Here is a 23,444-nt window from a genome sequence, read left to right on the forward strand (position 1 = left end):
TGGTTACAACGCTGAAAAGGTACTCTTTACCAACACATCTTCAAGACTTCGCTTGGGCACATGATGCACCCCCTGCTCATCTCTCCAGTACTGTATTTCGCCATCGTTACCAACCTCTTCCAGCACCACGGCCTCTGCCGGATACCCCAAGGCAAGCACGAGCATCACCGATAACGGCTCTGCGACATTGAGCACCGTATCTATATTTTTAGCAAAGGCACCGATGCGGCAGCCATACACGCCCTGCTCTGCAGCTGCAAGCAGCATGCTCTGGGTGGCTATCCCGCAATCAAAATGCGCCTCATTTTCAGTGCCTTTCAAAAGCGATTTGTCGAGTAAGCACAGGATGTAGGCAGCAGGCCGCTCTCCAGGTTCCGGTCCTTTCCAATCGCTGAGATAACCTGCCCAGCCAAGCAGCGGAAACACAAGGTCCCGCTGCTCCTGCTCGGTCACCAGCATATACTTGAGCACTTGCCCATTACGTGCAGACCCACTCAATCTAGCCGTATCAACAAGCCCTTTGAGTAATTCCACCGGCACTGGCTTTTCTTCTGTGAATCTTCTAACTGTCCTGGTTTGCCCAACCAATTCTTGTATTGCCATCACTTGCCTCCCCTGTAAAAAATGAAACCTAAATCCTGCACGTCGAATGTTAGAAAAAATAAATTCTACTTTAAAAAACAACATATTGAGCAGACAATTGATTTGAAGTTCTATTCGCGGATTGAGTGAACCTATTTTTTCTCACCTTCAACGCCCTTCGGGATCGGCAATTTTACCAAATCTGCTACGTTACCGAAGGCTTGAAGTATTTTTATACGTCTGCGCCTCCGGTGCCTCACATCTTCGGCAAAATTTCCAATTGCAGGATTTAGGTGAAATTAAATCCAATGCTCTTTCTCAGGCACTGCTTTTTCTACCGGATCTTTCTTACCACACACACCACCCATCTGTCACAAACTGTGCATGGTTTCCTTTTTTCAACACAGTTTCTGTTTCTTCTGTTCATTTACACGCTAACATGCTAAATTTTTAGTATTAAATAATCATATTCACTCTACCGCCTAAATTATGCTCGATACTCTTGGATTACTACGATGGCAGGATATTGCCGATATCCTGATAGTCTCTTTTTTCATTTATCGTATAATGCTGCTGATCCGTGGTACCCGAGCTGTGCAGATGCTGGCAGGTATAGCTGTTATTATTATTGTTTATTTCATTTCCGGCAAACTCGAACTTCAGACCCTGCACTGGTTGTTCAAGACCTTTCTCAGCTCTATCCTGCTGCTCGTTATTATTGTCTTTCAGGCAGATATCAGACGTGCGCTTACCCAGGTGGGCAAAGCTCCTTTCCAAAAATCAGACGATGTAGCTCTGCAGGACATCGAGGAAATTGTACGGGCCGCAACCTACATGGCCAAACGCAAAATCGGCGCGCTGCTTGTCATTGAGCGAGAAACAGGCTTGCGGGACTATATTGAAACAGGGTTCCGCCTCGACGCCAGGCTTTGCTATGAGCTGCTCGTTTCCATTTTTATGCCCTCCTCCCCCATGCATGATGGCGGTGTGATCATTCACAAAGGGAAAATACACTCAGCCGGTTGCCTGCTGCCTCTTTCCAAAAATACGCGGATAGACAAACGTTACGGCACCAGACACCGCGCAGCCTTAGGACTTTCTGAGGAAACCGATGCCGTTATAGTGGTTGTTTCCGAAGAAACCCAGGAGATTTCCCTGGTAAAACAGGGGCGAATCGCCACTCTTTTTGATGAAAAAGCACTCCACTCCGCCCTGCAATCCATACTCAAGCAACGAAAAGCTAAAAGTACCAACAGCTGGAAAAACTGGTTTGCACCGCATAAAACCATACAAAAAAAATGACCCGAGCTAAACTTTCCGCATTGATGCCCAAGAACTGGGTGCTCAAACTATTCGCCCTTATTATCGGTGCCGGCCTCTGGTATTTTGTGGTAGGCGAAGACCAGATAGATATCACGATCAATGTACCCATTGAAGTACACAACCTACCTGCCAACCTGGTGATTGCCAATAAGTTTAAAAAAGATATCGAGGTTTCCATCAGAGGATCCAGACGTGTCATCCAAGAGATAAGGCAGCAAAATATTTCACGACCGGTTGACCTTTCCAAGGTGGAAGCAGGGGCCATCGTTATCGCCAATGACCGCAACTCAATACCTTTTCCCCAGGGAATTACCGTCCAACGATTGCAACCTAGCAGTTTCACACTCCTGGTCGACCAGCTTGAACAAAAAGATTTTGCCATCAATCCCGTCCTCGAAGGGGAACCTGCTGCAGGGTATGTACTCAAGTCAATAACCATAGACCCTGACAGGCTCCCTGTGACCGGTCCCAAAACCCTACTGGAGAAACAAACTGCCCTCAAAACAGTGGTTATCGTCCTTGACGGCCTGGAGCAGTCAACCAAACTGCAGGTCGCACTCGATTTAAGCGATGAAATGTTCAAGCTCATCGGTGAAACAGTGGTCACGGCGACGCTGGAGGTCGATGAAACCATGCTCATCAAGACGGTTCGCGGCATTCCTGTCAATGTGCGGGATGCGGAACTTCCTTTCCGGACGATCCCATCCATGGTAACCGTGGAAGCAAATATTCCTGAAAACCTGATCCGCGATACACCGGAACTAGCTATGCTGTTCAGGGCGTCTGTAAGTTCGAAAACAGAACCGGATATCGATGGTTTTATCCCGTTAACGGTCAACGGTATCAACGTTCCCGGTCACAAACCTATTGCAATTATGCAGGTAAAACCAAAAAAAGTTCGCCTGATACCTGTTGAAAATAGCTCGGTGCCGGAATCACAGCCTCAACTCTGATTTTTCTCTAATGCACACTCTCCATAACCTGTTTCATTTATTTCAAAGTAAGAGGAACAACCATGCGTAAACTTTTTGGCACCGACGGAGTACGCGGTGTCGCCAACACCTATCCGATGACCTCCGAAATTGCCATGCAAATAGGCAGGGCGATAGCCTTTATTGTTAAAAACAGTGCCAAGGGCAATACTATTGTCATCGGCAAAGACACCCGGTTGTCCGGTTACATGATTGAAAATGCTCTTTCTGCCGGCATCTGCTCCATGGGAGTCAATGTACAGGTAGTGGGGCCATTGCCGACCCCCGGCATTGCCTTTATAACCACCTCCATGCGTGCAGAGGCCGGCGTGGTTATTTCTGCTTCGCACAATCCGTTTCAGGACAATGGCATTAAAATATTTTCCCATAATGGCTTCAAGTTACCCGATGAGGTTGAAGCCGACATAGAAGACCTCATTTTTTCACAAAAAATGGCTGCACTCCGACCGGTTGCAGACGAAGTCGGCAAGGCCTCGCGAATAGAAGATGCACAGGGGCGTTATATTGTGTACCTCAAAAACACCTTTCCCAAGCAATATACCCTTGATGACTTTCACATTGTGCTGGATTGTGCCCACGGTGCAACCTATAAAGTAGCGCCCCACGTGTTCACGGAACTGGGGGCTAAGGTTACGACCCTTGGCGTTTCTCCAAACGGCAAAAATATTAACCATGAATGCGGTGCCCTGCACCCCGAACTGATGGCGGAGAAGGTAAAACAGCTCGGGGCCGATATCGGCCTTGCCCTTGATGGGGACGGGGATCGCCTGATAGTGTGTGATGAACAGGGCAAAATCGTCGATGGCGACCACATCATGGCCATATGTGCCAAGGATTTGCTCAGTCGCAGAAAACTCAAAAAGAAAACCCTTGTTGCCACCGTCATGTCCAATATGGGCTTGGAAAAAGCAATGCACGACATGGGCGGCCAAATGGTACGGAGCAACGTCGGCGACCGATATGTGGTGGAAACCATGCGTGCCAAAGGGTATAACTTTGGCGGCGAACAATCCGGCCACCTGGTCTTTTTAGACCACAACACCACAGGTGACGGCATCCTCGCCGGCTTACAACTTTTGGCGATAATGATTAAAAAGAAACAACCGCTCTCTGAATTAGCGAAAATAATGTCGACCTATCCACAGGTGCTTGAAAATGTGCGTATGGCGAGCAAAATAACGCCAACTCAGATCCCTGGCTTTCCGGAAGCACTGACTGCTGCTGAACAAAAATTGGGGAAACGGGGAAGGATTCTCGTCCGCCCATCGGGGACGGAGCCGGTTATCAGAGTGATGACAGAGGGAGAGGATCATCAGGAAATAGAAACCATCGCTCTGGAACTATGCGATGTCATCCGTCGAGCCGACAGGTAGAACCTAGATTTTAGCCTGAGCATAGGGCAAAAAAAGCATGCTCAAATTTTACTTTCAGACCATTAGACTTCGATCTGTCTCCCGGGTTTAAAAGAGAAATAAAATCAGTCCCCTGTCTGCTTCGATAGATAAATGGCTGAGTTTTATACGTAATCAAATTACAATAAAAAAGGAGTTTGGTTCCGCAACCAGGTGCGAAGCCGAACTCCTTTTCTTTTCGTACTTTACTCTTATTTTTTCGCTGCTGCCATTGCTCGCTTAAAGCCTTCCGCAGCTTTTTTGATAATCTCTTCGTCCACGCAAAAGGCTAATCGGATGTAGCCCGGCATGCCGAAACCACGCCCTGGAACGGCAAGAATTTTCTCATCTTGCAACAAACTGCAAAACTCAACATCATCAATGGGTACTTTAGGGAACAAATAAAATGCACCTTTGGGCCGCTCATATTCAAATCCTGCATCATCAAGGACCTTACAGAAAACTTCCAACCTGGCGGCATAGATGCTGCTGTCTACGGAAACATCCTGCAGTTGAGCCACTGCCCGTTGCATCAAGGCAGGCGCATTGATAAAACCTAGAATTCTGTTTGCCAAGGTCATGGCATTGAGCACATCCTGCTTTTCAGCCATATCAGGATGCACGGCGATGTAGCCGATACGTTCTCCGGGTAACGACAACTCCTTGGAATAGGAAGAAACAACAATCGAATTGGTCGTTGCCGTCATCAAGGCCGGTACTTCGTAGTTGTCGTACACGATATTCCGGTACGGCTCATCCGATATCAGATAAATAGAGGTGCAAAACTTATCACTTGCCGCATCAAGCATTTTGCCCAAACTTGCCAGCGCCTCAGCAGAATATATCTGTCCGGTAGGATTATTCGGACTGTTGATGAGCACCGCCTTGGTCTTGTCGGTAATTGCTTCTTCCAGCGCCTGTAGATCCAGGTTAAAATGCGCATCGGTCGGCACAACCTTGACAACTCCGCCGTGGTTATCCACATAGAAATGATAATCCACAAAAAAAGGACACAGGACAATGACCTCGTCCCCAGGGTCAAGCAAGGCCTTGAAGGTAACATTGAGTGCACCGGCGGCGCCGCAGGTCATCAGGACATCCCCCTGATCAAGGCTCACCTCTTGATCACGGGAAAGCCTATCAGCCAGGGCTTCACGTACATACGGGTAGCCGCCATTGGGCATGTAGCCATGACTGCCCGGTTTATCATTACTCACCAGCTCCTGCAGTACGGTTGAAAACTTTTCCGGCGGTGGCACGTCCGGATTACCGATACTAAAATCAAAAACATTCTCATCACCAAACTCCGCCTTCATTTTTGCCCCTTCTTCAAACATCTTCCTGATCCAGGACGATTTTTCAGCAAAGGACCTCATTTTTTTAGCTATCGCCATATTGCTTCCCCCTTATCTGGTGAATAATTTCATGCTTGTATACTGTCGTCTCAAAACTGCTCACGGGTCACTCTCATTCAAATTTACGCCGAAAATAATCGTAAGCAGCGTTAATTTCTTTCATTTTTTCTTCAGCAACGCCTTTAAACTCATCACCTAGATGGGCAACTTTGTCCGGGTGATACTGCATGGAAAGTTTCCGGTATGCTTTTTTGATGGCAGCAAAATCTGCTCCAGGCTCAAGCCCCAACACACCGTAGTATCGCTCATCGGCAGCTACACCACTGGTTGCCTCCCGATATTGATGGTATTTGTATTTTGCCTCAAACGTTCGCTGGTCATACGCTGAAATTTGCAGAAAAGCAGCAATCCTTCTCGCGGTTTCCAGCTCACTTTCAACGGGTGGTTGTTTGGTATAAATAATCTGGTAAACAAGCTCAAGCAGGATCAATCGAGGTTCGTAGGCAAAGGAACTGCGAAATTCCTCAAGCAATTGGTCCATGCTCATGTCGGCGTCACGGGCATCCTTAATGAGTTGCTTCACCCAGTACATCTGATCTTGATTATACCGCAGGCTCTGCTGAAAAAACCTGATTATGGTATTGAGTTCCGCCCGCGTAAAATGACCGTCTGCCTGGGCAATCTTGACTAATATATGTACCAGCAGATACACAAAACGCTTATGGGATTCTGTCTGGGCTGACTCATAGGTGGACACTCGCTGCCGCACATAGTAGGAGAATCCCCAGAAAGCGGCTACAAGAAGCAAAATCCCGAAAAGACCGGAAAAGAAAATAAAACCAAGAAAATTAAAAAGAGCCGGAGCCCCTCCTGTTACCAGCAGCAACAGGCCGATAATCAGCAGGCAGCCGCCACATCCCGGCTGGTTGTGTTGTCTATATTCCATAATAGTGTGAGAAAATAATAAAGAAAAATAACCTGAGAAATGGAGGCAGTGAACTTACTCTTCTTCCCGGTCGGCAAACAAAGCATCGACGAATTCCCGGGAGTCAAAATCCCGCAAGTCATCCATTTGTTCACCAATACCGATGAAGCGTACCGGGATTTTCATCTCTCGACAAATATTGGCGACAATACCACCCTTGGCAGTACCATCGAGTTTGGACATGGTCAATCCGGTCACATCCACAGCTGCGTCAAACAGCTTAGCCTGGGAGATACCATTCTGGCCAGTGGTTGCATCAAGCACCAGCATGACCTCGTGGGGAGCTTTAGGCAACTTTTTGCCGATAACCCGCTTGATCTTCTTGAGTTCTTCCATGAGGTTTACACTGGTGTGGAGACGACCGGCAGTATCGATGATGATAACATCAAATTTATGGGCTATCCCGTATTCCATCCCATCAAAAACAACAGAAGAAGGGTCTGCACCAGGCTGTTGGGCCACGACCTCCACCCCGACTCGCTCACCCCAAATTTTTAACTGGTCAATGGCTGCGGCCCGGAAGGTATCACCAGCCACAAGCAGTACCGATTGACCTGCGTTAACAAATTTATTTGCAACCTTGCCGATGGTGGTTGTTTTACCAACCCCGTTCACCCCGATAACCATAATCACAAAAGGCCCCTTATCCGGCATGACCAATTCTGCAGGTTGATCAGAAGACTCTATATAGCTATAGATGCGATCACGTAGCACCTTTTTCAATGATTTGGGATCACTGAGCTGGTCGCGCTTGGCGGTTTTCCTGGCGTGCTCAAGTAAATCCATGGTCGTCTCAACACCCAGATCTGCGGTGATCAGGATCTCCTCCAGATCATCGAACAGTTCCTGGTCAATCTCTTTACGCCCCAGAAAAAGAGTGTCCATTCGATAAACAAATGAATCCCTGGTCTTTCCCAAGCGTTGGTGCAACCGTTTAAAAAGCGAAGGAGAGGATGTTTTTTTCTGCACAGGAGCAACGGCTTCGGCCTCTTGCTCTTCTTGCTCTTGAAGGACGTCCTCCTCTGCAAGCTCTTCTTCTTCATCAATAAGAAGCTTTTCCTCTGCAGCCGTTCCTTCTGCTGGTGCAGAAGTACTTTGGTCGACATCTTGCGGGGCCTCTTCCACATCAATGGCGTGGACAACGTCAGCAACGTCGTCTGCAGCCTTAACCACATCGACTTCTTGTTCAACCGCGGTTTCAACTTCACCGGCAGTATCTGCTTCTGTTCGGCCAAGGTCAAGAGGTTCTTTGTCTACCTCCACCGCCTCTTGTTCACTCTCGTCAACAAGGGCTTCTTCCGGCTCAATGGCCTCTGTCTGCTCCAACTTCTCTGCAGTCGGTACTTCAGTAGGCTTTTCACTTACCTGCTCATCGACTTCAACCTCACCGGCAGGCAATATTTCTTCCACCTTGTCCGGTTGAGCATCAACCGGCTGTGATTCCTCCACCGACGCAGGTTCTGCAACGCCCTCATCGTCTGCGTGTATTTGTTCTGCAGGCGTTTTTTGTGCTTCCTCTTCCGCAGGCAAAACCGCAGCCTGCACTTCATCGGGTTGAACATCCTCTATCGGAATCTCTTTTTCAACAGCAGGGAACTCATCCCGCTCCACCTGTGGCGTTTCCGCCACAGGTGAAGATTCAGGAGCGATGCTTTCTTCAACTTCAACTTCCTGAGCGACTTCTACTCCTTCCGATTCAGCCTTCTTTTTACGGCCAAACTTTTTCTTAAACCAGCCAAGCATCAGCTATCCGCCTTTTTTTGTAATGCTATTGCAAGAACTTCACTAATAGTATGGGGATAATGAAAAATTACCCCTTCTCGAATATCTTCCGGAATTTCCAGTACATCTTTTTCATTTAAGACCGGCAGGATCAGTTCTTTAATGCCTGCCCGTAGTGCTGCCAACACCTTTTCACCAATACCACCCACCGGCAACACATCTCCACGGAGGGTGATTTCACCGGTCATGGCCACATCTTGACGCACTGGATTGCCGGTAATAACCGAAACCAAAGAAGAAACCATGGAAACACCTGCTGAGGGCCCATCTTTCGGAATCGCTCCCTCCGGCACATGAACATGCAGGTCAATCTTAGCAAAACGTTCTTCAGCAATATCCAGTTCTTCAGCATGAGATCGTATATAGGTCAAGGCGGCGGTCGCGGACTCCTTCATCACATCGCCAAGTTTTCCGGTCAGAGTCAACCCGCCTCTTCCTTTCATGATCGAAGTCTCGATAAAGAGAATCTGTCCGCCAACAGGCGTCCATGCGAGCCCGGTGGCAAGCCCCGGTCCCCAGGTACGAGCCTTCATCTCAGGAAAAAAGCGTAGCGGACCAAGATAAGTGTACAAACTGTCGGGAGTGACAACCGTTTTTTCTGTTTTTCCTTTTGCTATTTCCGCAGCAATGCCCCTGCAAATGGTTGCTATCTCCCTTTCCAGGTTACGAACGCCGGCTTCCCTAGTGTAGGAGGAAATCACATTTTCAACCGTCTCCTCGGGAATCTCAATATCATCCTTGGTCAAGGCGTGGGCCTCAAGCTGTTTGGGTACCAAGTGTCGGGTGGCAATGGCTACTTTTTCCTGCTGGGTGTAGCCGGAAAGCTCTACCACTTCCATCCGGTCACGCAATGGCCCAGGGATGGTATCCAAAACATTTGCAGTGGCAATAAACATGACCTTTGACAGGTCAAACTCAATGTCTAGATAATGGTCGGTAAATGTTGAATTCTGTTCGGGATCCAAAACTTCCAACAAGGCCGACGATGGATCGCCTCGAAAATCGTTACCGAGTTTATCAACCTCATCCAGCAAAAAAACCGGATTATTTGCCTCAGCCCTTTTTAAACTCTGGATAATTCGACCCGGCAAAGCACCGATATAGGTCCGGCGATGTCCGCGAATCTCGGCTTCATCACGCACGCCACCAAGAGCAATACGGACAAACTTTCTATTCATGGTGCGGGCGATGGACTGCCCAAGAGATGTTTTACCCACGCCCGGAGGGCCGCTCAAGCAAAGAATAGGGCCATGGATATCTTCTTTGAGTTTACGTACCGCCAGAAATTCTATAATGCGTTTTTTAATCTTTTTCAGCCCGTAATGATCTTTGTCCAGGTCTTTTTCGGCCTGTTCAAGGTCAAGTGTATCAGTGGTAGATTCCATCCACGGTAAATCAAGAATCCAATCAAGATAGTTTCTCGATACCGTATACTCCGGGGATGAAGGCGAAATACGATCAAGCCTGGCAATCTCTTTGTCAACCACCTTTTTCGCTTCTTCACTGAGTGCCTTTTCCGCAACCCGGTCACGCAGCTCCTGAATCTCGACTTTATCGTCCTCCCCTTCGCCCAATTCCTTACGAATGGCCTGCAGCTGCTGGCGGAGAAAAAACTCACGCTGCCGTCCATCCATGTCCTTTTTCATGCTTTTCTGCAGCTCATTGCTCATCTCCACCGTTTCTATCCGATCATTCAACTCACGGGTCACACGATGGAGCAAGTCGTGAAGATCAACCAATTCCAGAGTTTCCTGCTCTATCTCTATTTTCAGGTGCAACTGGGAGCTGACCAGATACGCCACATAAAATGGGTTTTCCAGGGTATTTACCGTTGCCAGCATTTCCTGTGGAAGTTCAGTGGCGTTAACCAGTTTCTGGAACTGATTTCGAATATTGAAAACAAGTGCCTCTATCTTCTTATCCTCAACGATATCCATGGGTACTTCAGATATTTTAGCACGAAGATACGGTTCTGTTTCCGTATACTCATCAATCTTAATTTTTTTGGTACCGCTGACCAACACCTGATAATATCCTTGCTGGGACTTGGTCAATTTATGGAGGTAGCCGACCACCCCGATATCATACAACTCTTCTTTACCTAATACCTCGCCCTCTTCGACCTTCTCTTTTCGACTGGTTACCATGCCCAGCATGCGGTCGCCGAGCAAGACATCGTCAATAAGCTGCTTGGAAGATTCACTGGCCACTTGCAAAGGGAAACCCATCCCTGGATAAAATACAAATCCCTGCAAAGGCAGTATAGGAAGTGACTCAGGTACTTCAAGAGAGGTTGGATCAACCTTTTTCTGCTCTGTATGCTGTTCTTCTGTCATATTATTCACCAGGTTGTATCTCTATATTGACTTTTCCTTTTTTGACCCGCTTGGGAAGCCTCACCACTAAAATACCATCTGCATAAGAAGAACTGGTATTCTCGACGTCCACCATAGAGGGAAGAACAACTGTCCGTTGAAAATTACCCAACTCTATTTCCAACTGATGAATACATGCAATGGATGCCTGTGCCGGAAGTTGTCTTTTTCCTTTTATCAACAGCCGTTGTTCATCAACAGTAACCTGTAGATTCTGTCGGTCAACACCTGCAATATCCACATAGACATATATCTCATCCTCAGCCTCATAAATATCAACCGGAGGTTCCCATCCACCTGTGTCCATGGGCACCATCCGCGCTATAGTCATATTCCTTAACATGCGGCCGGTCTGCTGCTGCATCTGCTCCAGTTCTTTAAAAAGCTTCTTACTGAACGGATCCATTGTATTCCTCCTCTCGTATACTTGATGCAAAGACCCTCTTTTGAGAGAATCAATTGCTCTCACACAAGAGCTAAAAGATTATAACCATTCCCTTGTGGGATTAACCCTGATTTCTCATCAGTTCAGGCTGCGCGATGCAAAATAAATAAGCACTATAACTATTCTAACAATTATAAATCAAGAAAAAGACAGAACATAATCGACGGAACCATGGATTATTTGTCGCTGTCAACGGTGAGATAGAAGCAACTTGTTTCTCGTTTACGCCTCTACTTATACTCATGCTGAGCAAACGGATTAAACGAGAAAAGCAGTCGTTCTCGTTTTTCCTCCTTTTTTCATTGCATTTCATTAAACAGGAATTAGATTACTTTCCGGTAATTTTCAAGTGATCATCAAGATGCTTGCTGTAAGCCTTTTTTCTCTTCAAAACAGAAAAAACATTTACCAATAACATTGGTTATTCAAAGTGATAGCCAATGTTTGATTACAGATAGCAACAGGAATGACTTGGGCGTGATCCCGTTTTAGGCCTTACATGTTTCAAGGGTGTTTTTTTACACAAAAGACAAAATCGCCCTTCTCTATATTCAACCCGGTCAAAAAAGGTACCGGGCCATGTGGAGCAGTGACCTTCTGACGGCCTCATTTGATCACATTTTTTATTCTTTTTTACGGAGGCAATTATGAGCAGTTCATGCGACGGATCTTGTGGGTCAGAACAGGGAGGCAGCTGCAACTCTGCAGATGCTCACCTGGCGCAGCAGGATATCGCCATCAACAAATCCCTTGGAAAAATTAAAAACAAAATTCTGGTCATGAGCGGAAAAGGTGGGGTAGGAAAATCCACAGTTGCCGTCAACCTGGCACTCAGCCTGGCAAACAAAGGGCATAAAGTCGGCTTAATGGACGTCGACCTCCACGGCCCTGACATCTGCCGAATGCTGGATCTCAAAGGCTCACTCGAGGCACCTGAGAATCCCAACGATTTGGTTCCACCCCTTACCTATAATGACAACCTTAAGGTTGTCTCCCTCGAGTACATGATGAAGGATCGCGACGATGCTGTTATCTGGCGCGGCCCGTTAAAAATTCAGGCCATTCGTCAGTTTGTTTCCGACATGGATTGGGGAGAGTTGGATTATCTTGTGGTTGACGCTCCTCCAGGTACTGGTGACGAGCCCCTGTCGGTTGCGCAAACCATGCCTGGTGTACAGGCTGTCGTGGTAACAACACCGCAGGAAGTTGCGCTCGCTGATGTACGTAAATCCATTAACTTCTGCAAGACCGTTGAAATGCCGATTGTCGGCGTAGTTGAAAACATGTCCGGTTTCATCTGCCCACATTGCGAACAAACAATTGATATCTTCAGCAGCGGCGGCGGCGAGCAAACAGCCCGTGATTATGACCTTGCTTTTCTTGGCCGAGTCCCAATGGACCCACGAGTTGTTATTGCCGGCGACAAAGGCACGCCTTACCTGTCTTCCGAAGAGGATACCCCGGCAACCAAAGCCTTTGAAAAAATTGTAGGAGCCGTTGAAAAAAGACTGCCTCCTACCGGTTCCGTGACACTTAATACGGTTGACGCCGGCAGTGGTTGTGCCTGCGGCGGTGGTGGCTGCAGTTAATCTTCTTTTTCCCCGCAGCCTGCTTGCTCCAGGCTGCGGGATTTACTTTTTAGGGAGCCTTAATTTATGCTTGTTCAACAACTTACAGTTGGCATGATGGGTGTTTGCGCTTATGTCGTTTCCTGTGAAAATACAAAAATAGCAGCCGTAATTGACCCTGGTGGAGATGAGGACACTATCCTCTCTTACTGTCGGCAAAACGACCTGCAGGTAAAATACATCATAAATACCCACGGTCACCCTGACCATGTATGTGGTAACGGGCCTATCAAGGAAGCCACCGGTGCCCAAATTCTTATGCACGCTGCAGATGTTGAATACTTTGCCGAACCAGACCTGAAACGGTATTTTTCTTCGCTTGGACTGCCGGAATCACCTCCGGTGGATGTGCTTATCGCAGATGGCGATAAAATAGCCATCGGCGAGGAAGAGTTTGAAGTTATCCATACTCCTGGTCACTCTCCCGGCGGTGTTTGTCTCTATTGCGCACCCCATCTCTTTACCGGCGACACCCTTTTTGTCGGCGGGGTCGGGCGTACAGACTTTCCGCGCTGTTCCATGGCCGAGCTCAGTAAATCCATCAAGACCAGACTGCTGACCCTACCGCCCGAAACCATTGTCTGGCCCGGACACGGGTATGGCGGTTCCAAGTCAACCATTGAAAAAGAAGCACGTTCCAACCCGTACTTTTAGTTGCAACGGAGGGTATGTTCAACCTGACACACTTCTGTTATATTACCCTGCAGTTGTAGAAAACGTCCCTTGTATGGGACGTTTTTTTATTATACAAATGTAACTATTGGCCAGCATTGCAAATGCTCACGAACTTCCCGCCAAACATACCGATGTAGAGCTAACAGGTCGGTTTGTGAACAGTTACAATTCGAGGAAGGTTGACGATCTTTTAGACCTGCGCGAAACAGTTTCGATAAAACAAACCAACAACCTCACACCTCTATTCAACAATTATGCGTGAAATCGTACTTGGAACAGCCGGACATGTCGACCATGGAAAAACAAGCTTTATCAAGGCGCTCACCGGAACAGATACAGATCGACTCAAAGAAGAAAAACAACGCGGCATAACCATAGAACTGGGGTTTGCCCACCTTGATTTACCCTGCGGTCATCGACTGGGTATTGTTGATGTTCCCGGCCACGAAAAATTTATCCGCAACATGGTAGCCGGTGCAGCCGGCATGGACATGGTAGCCTTTATCATTGCTGCTGATGAAGGGATCATGCCCCAAACCAAAGAACATTTCGATATCTGCAGACTTCTTGGAGTGCGCAACGGTATCATCATTCTCACCAAAAAAGATATGGTTGAGCCGGACTGGCTGGAAATGGTTGAGGAAGAAGTACGCGATTTTTTCGTCGACAGCTTTCTCGAGGATGCACCGATCATACCGGTTTCCTCTCTTACCGGAGAGGGCATAAACGATGTCATCGCATTACTGGATGAAAACGTTCGTGCCCTGGACTTCCAAGAAGAATTCGGACCATTCAGGATGGCAGTTGATCGCGTTTTCAGTATGAAAGGCTTTGGCACGGTCATCACCGGCACCTCTCTTTCCGGAAGAGTGAGTCTCGGGGAAGAGATCATGTTTTATCCAGGCGGGCTCAATGCGAAAATACGCGGCATCCAGGTCCATGGGCAGGAAGTCCAACTGGTAGAGGCCGGCCATCGTACCGCGATTAATCTCCAGGGGATAGAGAAGGAACAAATAAATCGTGGAGATGTCGCAGCTACACCAGGCTCCCTTGCAGATTCGACCCTGCTCGACGTAAAACTCCACTATCTAGCCTCCCTTAAAAGAGAATTAAAAAACCGTGCCCAGGTTCGGGTACATGTGGGAACAAGGGAAATCATAGGCAGGGTTTTGCTGCTCGACGAAGATCGCCTCTCTCCAGGTTCCGATGCGAATGTGCAACTCATCCTGCAAGAGCCGGTTGCCGTCTGGCCCGGCGATACCTTTGTGATAAGGAGTTATTCTCCCATAACCACCATCGGCGGTGGATCTATCCTCAATTCCGCCCCACGTAAACGCAAGCGAAGTGGAGAAAAGCACAGAGAGTATAACCAGCGCGCCTTTGCGATTATGAGTGGCACTGATGATGTGGAGAGAATGCTGCTTTTTCTTGATGAAAGTGGTCGTGCAGGGATTACCGCTGATGCCTTGGCTGTTCGGCTGGGGATTTTCGGCAAAAAATTTAAAAAATTGCTCCAGCAGCCCACAAGCAGTGGTCAGATCATGGTAGTTGAGTCAGAAACCCAGCGCTTGGTCTCCGCCCCTGTCTTTACGCAGCTCAAGCAGCAGATAATTGATTTCCTCAAACACTACCATCAGGAAAACCCGCTCAAATCAGGACTTGACAAGGAAGAACTTCGTTCCCAGCTTCAACCGCCTGTTGACGCCAAATTCCTCCAATATACGCTGACCAGCATGACTCGCAAAGGAGACATTGAACAGACCGGGGCTGAAATCAGACTGGCCGGGCACACCGTAACCCTGCAGGTCGACGAACAGGAAATGCAGCAAAAAATTGGGTCACTCTATCAAAAATCGGGTCTGACCCCGCCCATCCTCAAAGATGTGCTGGCAACATTTGACGAGTTCCCCCCTCAACAGATCATGCAGGTTTTTGCCCTGCTGCTTGAGCAAAAAAAACTTATCAAAGTAAACGAGGCATTGTTTTTCAGTGCTGACGAGGTGGACAAGCTTGGCCGAGAAATAGCTGATTTTATACGAAAAGAAGGCGAGATAGATGCACCCCGCTTTAAACAGCTCACCGGCTTAACAAGAAAATTTTCCATCCCCCTGCTTGAATACTTTGACAAAATCAAGCTCACCATCCGGGTAGGCGACAAAAGGGTGCTCCGTAAATCATAGAGACAAGAGGATCTGTTAATTTGGTTATGATTGAGCCGTCAAGGCTCCAGGCCTCCTATGAACCGAGCAGCTGATCGAATGGGCTATAGTAGAGAGAAACAACTACTTGTTGCTCTTTTTTTGCTGATCAAGCCTAGCTTCCACATACAGGGCCAGTGCCATCACCGCCCGATCGATACTGCGAAACACAGGATACCCTAAGGCCTCCAGGTCTTCGACAAAGGGGTTAAAAACGCTGCCTCCGTCAACAACCAGCACCAACGGTTTCTGTAAACCATGTTTAAGGGTACTGATATGATGGTAAATTCCCTCCCGGTAAGCATCACTGCCGTCAGCCAGGCTATGCATGGCTGGGGTGATGGGAATAAGACCTGCTATAACCCCGTCCACGGCATCATCTTCAGCCAAAATCCGAACAACTTCGGCAAAAACACTGTCATCAGCACCGGGATTAATGTCCAGGGGATTGTGCACGGTCACCAGCTTGTCCAGCCGGTTAGCCTTCATCAACTCGCTGAGCGTGGTAACCGTTTCTTCTGAAAATTCGGCCAGCTCCATCGAATAATCGTCCGTATGGATGTAGTCAGCCAGTCCCACCGCTTCAAAGCCTGCACTGGAAAAACCGGCAATGCGTTTGCCGGGCACCCTGACACCGTTGAGCTGTGCCGCCAGGTTCAACAGATCAGCAAATTGATCAAGGGTCTGTGCGACAACAGCACCTGCCTGGCGAAGGCAGGCCTCACAAACTACATAATCGCCGGCAAGGGAGGCTGTGTGGCCTGAGGTTGCCAGTTGCCCCTCCGGAGTTCTGCCGGCCTTATAAAAGACAACATCCTTGCCAGCTTTAACGGCTTCACGGACTGCTGTTGAAAAAACATCCCCATCCAGATCATTAAAACCTTCAGCATATACACCGATCACATCAATATTGTCAGCGGTGCTGAAATACACCATAAAATCACCCAGAGTCAGGTCTGTCTGGTTGCCGATGGAAACAAGATACTCTGGATTTAAATCGGGAAAACGGCTCATTCTGGTTCCCATAAACGCACCGCTCTGACTTATAAAAGCTATTCGCTGCCTGCCGCTCTGTTTTTGCTTGGCCAACTTATTTTCAGGTAAGAACCAGGTGTCGTAGCTCCCTGGATGGGAGATGACGCCCATGGAATTGGCTCCGAGAATAATGGGCCCCCCAGACGGATTCTTTCTTGAGGCATGAATTGCCTGGCGGAGTTTTTCAGCACGCTCTCTGCTCTCTTCTGTCTCGCCGAGCCCACCTGGAATCAGCAACACGCTCTTGGCACAGTCGGTTTCGATAACCGTATCGATGAGCCCCGGAACATGTTCGGAACCAACGGCGACCACCAGTAAATCAAGAGGCGTCTCCAGTGCTGCAAGATCAGGTATACATCGTATAGTATCAATGCTCTGCTCATCAGGTTGGATAATAAGCAGTTGCTGCGGATCAAAACCGGCCTGGAGGATGTTACGCAGGATCACCCTCCCGAAATTCACCCGTTTGCAAGAAACACCAACAATACCGATTGATTTCGGGTGGAGAAGATTATTTATTTTTGCCACGGGCCGCTCCGGAACTACCTGTTCGGGCAAACTGAAATGGAGCAAGCCATCCAAGGGAACCATACGGAAATCTGTAAAGGCAAAGGGATTGACTTCAAATTCACCAATGTGAAACAACGCTTCCTTATTGGCTGACGAAAAATGATTGCCCACCTCTATCATGGCGGAAAAACACTCCACAAGCTGCTCATCAGTTACAATACGTTTCTGTCCCCGGGTCAGCCCGATAAGTTTTTGGTAGGAGACCGTCTGCCTAAAGAGCTTAAAAAAATCCACACCGCTTATAGATTGGGTGGCAGCTGTCACGATGGCCTTGTTCTTCCGGAAAAAAGTAGCGTACAGTTCCGTGTCGGTTCCCCCCAAGCCGGCACTGAGCATCATCCCGAATTCCCTGGTTTGACGCAGGCCAACGATTAACTCATTACCAAAGGCCTCGGAATCCGGCGGCATGAACTCGATGAGCAGCACCCCTTGGATATCGCCGGCAATAGCCTCGAAAAGTGGATCTCCGTGCAACCCTTGATAGGATTCAGGAACCGGTAATTCTTTGCTCTCCATGAGTCTTTTATATTTTTCCGGTACCTCATACAGCATTCGACGCCAGGTTGAACGAATAGTGTCAGGATCATTGGCGACAATACAGACCCCGCCCACCTCTGTTTTATGGACGATGGTTGGAGAGACTATTTTCATGACCACCGAAGGGCCCGGGAACTGCTGTAGTTGTTCATCTCCGGGTTTCCCGCCTGCCGGTAACAACGTACAGCGGGGGACGGTTTCCGAACCTAGAGCGGATAAAAAGGCATAGGCTTCGTGCTCAAAAAGCGAATTCCTTCCTGCTTGTGCGGCTCGTGACAGAATCTGTTCAAGCTGTTTACAATCCACACTGGTCTGAATATGAAGAAGACGGTCATGAATATTCATAGAAGCAATTTATTTAATAAAGAAGTAATAGAGCTATAGAGGCTACCCACCTCGGCTCCCTCGATCTACCCTTTCATTTTTTTAACGAATCAGCAAAGCTTCGCATATGATATGCATAAATCACTTGAAAAACTATCGTGTGCTTATGCTTTCCATGTCGATCATGCGCAGACCGAATGCTGCAAACAACTCTCTTTTTTTCAATTCCAGGCATCAATTCCCTTGGCAGCACAAATGGAATCAGCCGCCAGGCGGCCCTGCATGTACAGGGACAAGGCTTTTACAGCTCTGTCGCACACAGAAAAAACAGGGATATTGAGGTCAATAAGTGCCTGTCGCAGCGGCTGGTACAATGTTCCCCCGTCAACAACAGTAACTATAGGCTTATCTGCCGTTTCGCAAAGTTCTACCATTCGATTTTTAATGCTGCCTCCGGCGTTCATGTCGTATTTGGTATTCTCTGGATCTTGAAGGGTTCTCATTGCAGGGGAAAGCGGATCTAAACTGATCACCAATGCATCAACATCGGGGTCTTCAAGCAGAATCTCGGCTACTCCGGCATGGACTTCGTCATCGGCAGTTGGATTAATGTCCAGAGGATTAACAACACTCACCAGGGACTCTAATTGTTTGCTTTCCAGCAGGGATTGTATTTTTTTAACGGACTGGTCACTAAAATCGGCAAGCTGCATATGGAAATCATCGGAGGTCAGGGAATCAGCCATGCCTACGGCCTCAAATCCTGCACCACTGACAGCGGCAAGGCGATTTCCATGAATGCTGCATCCATGCAGTCGCTCCGCCAAAAAGAAAAGATCCTGAAACTCAGAAAAAGTCCTCGCCACAATGGCTCCTGCCTGGCGAACACAACTTTCACACACCATGTAATCACCGGCAAGCGATGCAGTGTGGCCGCTGGTCGCTGCCTTACCCTCCGGAGTACGCCCCGCCTTATAAAAAATCACCACTTTACCGGCAAAAACCGCACTCCGCACAGCCTCGCAAAAGGCTAGTCCGTCCATGTCATTAAACCCCTCGGCATACACTGCAATAACATCAACCGCTGAAGAGTCCTTAAAATAATGCAACATGTCTCCCAGGGTAAGGTCAGTTTGATTTCCCATGGAAATCATATAGGCAGGATGCAGTTCCGGGCACTGGTGGCTGCGATGCAGCATAAAGGCACCGCTCTGGCTGATGAGTGCTGCCCGCTGCACTTTGGTTGCTGTATGCAGCGGCAGTTTTTCCCTGGGAATAAACCAGGTGTCATAGCCCCCAGGCCGGGAAATGACCCCCATGCAGTTGGCACCTAGAAAAACAGGACCGCCATCAGGTGCCGTATGTGCTTGGTTAATCTGCTTTATTACCCCTTCTGCTCGTTGGCGGCTGGCAGCGGTCTCCCCCAGGCCACCGGCAATGAGCATGACACTGTGGGCACAGCCAAGGGTAATGACTCTCTCAATGAGTTCAGGTAACTGTTCTGCACCAACAGCGACAATGAGTAAATCAACCGGTTCCTGCAGCTTGTCCAAATCAGTGAGACTGTCCACCCCTTCGATCTGCTGTTCACCGGGACGAATAACACGCAGATTTTCCTTTGGATACCCTTCCCCGATGATGTTTTCCAAAATAATTCGACCAAAATTTTTCCTGGTCGCACTAACACCGACAATGGCGATTGACCTGGGATGGAGCAGGCGATCAATTTTCTCCACCGGTCTTGCCTCTACCCTTGATTGCTGAGGTGCAAAGCGACACATGCCGTCAAGCGGTACCATCAGGTAATCGGTAAAGGCAAAGGGGTTTATCTCCAATTCTTCTATAATAAAAGGGGATTGAGGATTGTCTGGAGAATAATGGTTGGCAATTTCAATAAATGAAGCAAAACATTCTATCAACTGCTCGTCGGCCACCACTCGCCGCTGGCCCCGGGTCAGGCCTGCCAGTTTTTTATAGGCAATGGTAGTCCGAAATATTTCAAAAAAACCATGTCCATCGGTCAACGATGTGGACGAGGCAACAATGGCCTGCCCTTTTCTGAAACGCTCGGCATACAACTCGGTATCGGTGCCACCCAGCCCAGCGCTGATCACCATCCCGAACTCGCGGGTATGGCGTAGGCCGACAATCAATTCATTGCCGAACGTATTTGAGTCGGGAGGCATAAACTGTACCTGCAAAACACCGGCGAGATCTTTTCGGATGGCAGCCTCTAAAGCTTCCCCCCGCAGATTTCGGTAGGCTGCAGGGGCTGCTTCACGGTGCCGTTCGAACCAGAGACTATACTGCTCCGGCACTTCGTACAGCATCCTCCGCATACCTGAGCGAATTCGGTCGGCATGGTTGGCAACAATTCTTACCCCGCCCACCTCTGTCTTGTGGATGATTGTAGGAGAGACGATTTTTAACACCACCCTGTCACCAGGGAGGGCAGTCAATGATTGCTCCGAGAGTTTTGAGCCACGTGGTATAAACATGGATTGGGGGGGTGTTTCAGCTCCGGACAAAGCAAGCAGAGAATACACTTCATATTCATAAAGAAAATCCCTGCCGTCGTTCACGGCAGTTTTCATTATTTGTGTGATCCCGCTGAAATCAATCGACAAGCTCATGTATGTCTCCACCTCTCATTTGTATTGAGCATCTCACTGAAAAAAAGACAACTATTCTACCAATTACAAATTCCCTCAACCTATCCTTGACCTTAGACTTTTGAGCAGTGCTCCGGTGCATGCTGCTCAAGAGTTATGGGCAAAGGGCAATAGACTCGGCAGCTATTTGAATATGGCTTTTTTCCGACTGGGCAATATCAAGAAAAACCTCTGCCAATGGCTTGTCCCTGAAATTGTGGGCAAGGTTACGATACATATCATAGGCCATGCATTCAATCTGCAAGGCCATTTCCATGGCCGTCAAACAGGGACGTTCCATATTCGCTTCGAAAAAGTCCAACAACGCCTCTATATCTTTGTTTCCCTCAACAATATCACCAGTAAGCTGACCATAGATTTCGTCAAAAGGCGCTACATCCTTTTCCAGTGCAGCCCAATGACGATGCAGTATTCGCGCATGCCCTTCTTCCGCCCGTGCCAAGGTTGCCAGCGGTTTCTTCAGTTTTTCTTCTTTTACCTGACCAAGCAATGCAGTGTAGAAACGCTCGGCCCCACGTTCCAACTCCAACGCCTGGTGAAAAACCCGGCCTACGCTTTCGGCTTGGGTAAAGGTTTTCAAATCAGGAATACCGGAGAGCAGCATACCATTCCAGGCCATTATCCCGCCCACCATATTATACAGCTCGTTTTTTTGATCACTACCACTACGGCTGGATGCAATCAGCGTTGCCGCTGCCTGGGAACGCTTCCCTGAGCGGCAATAAAAAATAAGCGGCCTGTCCGCCGGCAATTCGGCTTCCCGTTGTGCCAGCTCTGCTAGTGGTATCAGAGTTGCTCCTGGAATATGTTCGTTTTGATACTCATTTTCCTGACGGACATCGACTAAAACATATTTTTTTTCATGCTGTGAGCCGGTCATTTTTTTCACCTGCTCAACAGAGATATTCTGATATTCCGCTTCCATAATTGCACCAATTCTTCAGGATTATTAAGTACACGACTGGTGGTCATAAACAGTGGCCTGCATTCGACAATCAACGCGCGCCATTCGACACTTTTGTCGAAATAGCAGCCATTACGCGAGAGCAAGCGTTGTTCTTCTGTAACTATTCAGCAGCACCCCAACTCTCCACGATCTGCCCGCTCTGCATACCGATGTATAGCTAATCGGTCAGCTTGTGAACATTTGGAGCACTGCTGAACAGTTACATTTCGGGGTAGATTGACAGTTTTTAGATCTTCGCTGAATAGTTACGTTCTTCTTTTCTATCTCTCCTAAAATATTGTACAATAACAAAAAAAACAAATTGGTGCGAATCATGCTTAAGACAATCAACTATATACTTTCAACCTACCAAGGAGAAGCACTCATGAGTATACGTAGAATCACAGCCCTGACAATGCTGTTGTCCTTTATTCTGTTAACGCTCACCAGTATCATTTTGTATATTGTCCCGGAAGGAAGGGTCGCGTACTGGTCTGACTGGAAAATGATGGGACTCAGCAAAACGCAATGGGGTGACATACACATTAATCTCGGGTTCCTCTTTCTGGCCGCAGGGCTGCTGCATCTGTACTACAACTGGAAACCGATGACAGCATATATGAAAAATAAAGCAAGGGAACTGAAAATTTTTACCCCCAACTTTAATGTCGCTCTGCTCATCACGCTGGTTTTCACCATTGGTACTCTGTTTCATATTCCCCCGTTCAGAACAATCCTTGACTTTGGCGGTTCGTTTAAGGATGCCGCCGCTGATAAATACGGCGAACCGCCTTATGGCCACGCAGAACTCTCCTCACTCAAGATGTTCGCCAAGCGCACCGGCCTTGATCTTGAAGAAATGAAAAAGCAACTGACAGCAGCAAACGTGACGTTTACGGGTGATGAGCAAACCCTGCTTGAGATTGCCAAGACCAACAACACCACGCCCAAAGTCATTTATGAACATATGCAAGAGCCTCAGCCTCAATTACAGGCAGGCGAAACACCCGCATTCCCAGACGAACCCTTCCCGGGACTGGGCCGAAAAGTACTCAAAGATCTATGTGACACATATGATCTTGACCTTGCGGCAGTGATGAGCGCCTTTACTGCCAAAGGCATGGCTGTAGATCCTGACAAATCGCTCAAGCAAATCGCAACCGACAACGATTCCGATCCACATGCACTGTTTGAAATCATCCATGAAGTCGCTACTGCTCAATAGTTTTTTCTTGGTGCTTCTAATGGCAGCATTCTTTCACTCCCCTGATCCGGTCCTTGCAGAGACCTTCAGGGGAGTGGTAATCGACGTGGACGAAGAACAGGGTCAAGTGACGGTGATTCCCCAGCAAAACACGAGCGCCCACCCTTCCCCTGTTGTTGTCAAACTACCAAAAGAGGATGCCTCCCATGGTCAATGTAACAGGGTGCCGCTACAATATCTGTGTAAAGGAAAACAGATCTTTATTTCAGGTACTTTTTCCACACAACAACCTGATCTCTTTGTAGCAACCAGAATCTTTCAAGGGAACAAAGCCCACTTCAAAGATGGAACAGGGGTTCGCCTTCGCCTTGGCCGGTGTCGTCATTTGGAAAACAACGATGGCTGTCAGCCTTCTTTTTAGAAGT

The 23,444-nt window shown here is 48.1% G+C and carries 17 protein-coding genes; 8 read left to right on the forward strand and 9 right to left on the reverse strand.

Annotated elements, in window-relative coordinates:
• Positions 1-3 precede the first annotated feature (3 nt).
• On the reverse strand, positions 4-603 hold the full coding sequence (locus JWH17_RS10075) for a nitroreductase family protein (RefSeq protein WP_205222485.1): 600 nt from the start codon (positions 601-603) through the stop codon (positions 4-6).
• Between the two features lie 468 nt (positions 604-1,071).
• Between JWH17_RS10075 and cdaA the strand changes: the two genes are divergently transcribed.
• The 3 genes from cdaA (at position 1,072) to glmM (ending at position 4,270) form a co-directional block, all read left to right on the forward strand.
• Positions 1,072-1,884, forward strand: coding sequence for a diadenylate cyclase CdaA (gene cdaA, locus JWH17_RS10080; RefSeq protein WP_205222486.1), 813 nt, complete (start codon positions 1,072-1,074; stop codon positions 1,882-1,884).
• Positions 1,881-2,858: a CdaR family protein gene (locus tag JWH17_RS10085; protein WP_205222487.1), complete on the forward strand. Its 978-nt coding sequence runs from the start codon at positions 1,881-1,883 to the stop codon at positions 2,856-2,858. Before cdaA ends, JWH17_RS10085 begins: the two co-directional genes overlap by 4 nt.
• Positions 2,859-2,920: 62 nt before the next feature.
• The gene (glmM, locus tag JWH17_RS10090; RefSeq protein ID WP_205222488.1) at positions 2,921-4,270 is read left to right on the forward strand and encodes a phosphoglucosamine mutase; all 1,350 of its coding nucleotides are present in this window, start codon (positions 2,921-2,923) and stop codon (positions 4,268-4,270) included.
• Positions 4,271-4,500: 230 nt separating this feature from the next.
• Here the strand turns inward: glmM and JWH17_RS10095 are convergent, their stop codons facing one another.
• From JWH17_RS10095 to JWH17_RS10115, 5 genes are all read right to left on the reverse strand, one after another.
• A complete protein-coding gene (locus JWH17_RS10095) occupies positions 4,501-5,682 on the reverse strand; it encodes a pyridoxal phosphate-dependent aminotransferase (protein ID WP_205222489.1) in 1,182 nt (393 codons plus the stop codon).
• A gap of 73 nt (positions 5,683-5,755) precedes the next feature.
• The gene (locus JWH17_RS10100; protein WP_205222490.1) at positions 5,756-6,589 is read right to left on the reverse strand and encodes a DnaJ domain-containing protein; all 834 of its coding nucleotides are present in this window, start codon (positions 6,587-6,589) and stop codon (positions 5,756-5,758) included.
• Positions 6,590-6,643: 54 nt separating this feature from the next.
• Positions 6,644-8,371: a signal recognition particle-docking protein FtsY gene (gene ftsY / locus JWH17_RS10105; protein WP_205222491.1), complete on the reverse strand. Its 1,728-nt coding sequence runs from the start codon at positions 8,369-8,371 to the stop codon at positions 6,644-6,646.
• Positions 8,371-10,746 carry an endopeptidase La gene (gene lon, locus JWH17_RS10110; protein WP_205222492.1) on the reverse strand — a complete coding sequence of 792 codons (2,376 nt, stop codon included), beginning with the start codon at positions 10,744-10,746 and terminating at the stop codon, positions 8,371-8,373. Before lon ends, ftsY begins: the two co-directional genes overlap by 1 nt.
• A 1-nt stretch (position 10,747) precedes the next feature.
• Entirely contained in the window at positions 10,748-11,191 is a 444-nt protein-coding gene (locus JWH17_RS10115; protein WP_205222493.1) for an Hsp20/alpha crystallin family protein, read from the reverse strand.
• 686 nt (positions 11,192-11,877) lie between these two features.
• Between JWH17_RS10115 and JWH17_RS10120 the strand changes: the two genes are divergently transcribed.
• The 3 genes from JWH17_RS10120 to selB all read left to right on the forward strand — a co-directional run bounded on the left by JWH17_RS10120 (position 11,878) and on the right by selB (position 15,713).
• A complete protein-coding gene (locus JWH17_RS10120) occupies positions 11,878-12,819 on the forward strand; it encodes an Mrp/NBP35 family ATP-binding protein (RefSeq protein ID WP_205222494.1) in 942 nt (313 codons plus the stop codon).
• A 66-nt stretch (positions 12,820-12,885) separates the two neighbouring features.
• Positions 12,886-13,512, forward strand: a complete 627-nt coding sequence (locus JWH17_RS10125; protein WP_205222495.1) for an MBL fold metallo-hydrolase — start codon at positions 12,886-12,888, stop codon at positions 13,510-13,512.
• 275 nt (positions 13,513-13,787) lie between these two features.
• Positions 13,788-15,713 carry a selenocysteine-specific translation elongation factor gene (gene selB, locus JWH17_RS10130; protein ID WP_205222496.1) on the forward strand — a complete coding sequence of 642 codons (1,926 nt, stop codon included), beginning with the start codon at positions 13,788-13,790 and terminating at the stop codon, positions 15,711-15,713.
• Between the two features lie 102 nt (positions 15,714-15,815).
• On the opposite strand, the gene JWH17_RS10135 is transcribed toward selB, so the two are convergent.
• The 3 genes from JWH17_RS10135 to JWH17_RS10145 form a co-directional block, all read right to left on the reverse strand.
• Entirely contained in the window at positions 15,816-18,218 is a 2,403-nt protein-coding gene (locus JWH17_RS10135; RefSeq protein WP_205222497.1) for an acetate--CoA ligase family protein, read from the reverse strand.
• A 200-nt stretch (positions 18,219-18,418) separates the two neighbouring features.
• Entirely contained in the window at positions 18,419-20,830 is a 2,412-nt protein-coding gene (locus JWH17_RS10140; protein ID WP_205222498.1) for an acetate--CoA ligase family protein, read from the reverse strand.
• A gap of 133 nt (positions 20,831-20,963) precedes the next feature.
• Positions 20,964-21,794, reverse strand: coding sequence for a rhodanese-like domain-containing protein (locus JWH17_RS10145; RefSeq protein WP_205222499.1), 831 nt, complete (start codon positions 21,792-21,794; stop codon positions 20,964-20,966).
• A 406-nt stretch (positions 21,795-22,200) separates the two neighbouring features.
• Here JWH17_RS10145 and JWH17_RS10150 point away from each other — a divergent pair, with 406 nt between their 5' ends.
• Positions 22,201-23,040: a DUF4405 domain-containing protein gene (locus tag JWH17_RS10150; RefSeq protein WP_205222500.1), complete on the forward strand. Its 840-nt coding sequence runs from the start codon at positions 22,201-22,203 to the stop codon at positions 23,038-23,040.
• Positions 23,041-23,059: 19 nt separating this feature from the next.
• On the forward strand, positions 23,060-23,440 hold the full coding sequence (locus tag JWH17_RS10155) for a hypothetical protein (RefSeq protein ID WP_205222501.1): 381 nt from the start codon (positions 23,060-23,062) through the stop codon (positions 23,438-23,440).
• Positions 23,441-23,444 lie beyond the last annotated feature (4 nt).

The organism is Desulfogranum marinum (assembly GCF_016918565.1).
Lineage (GTDB): Bacteria > Desulfobacterota > Desulfobulbia > Desulfobulbales > Desulfobulbaceae > Desulfogranum > Desulfogranum marinum.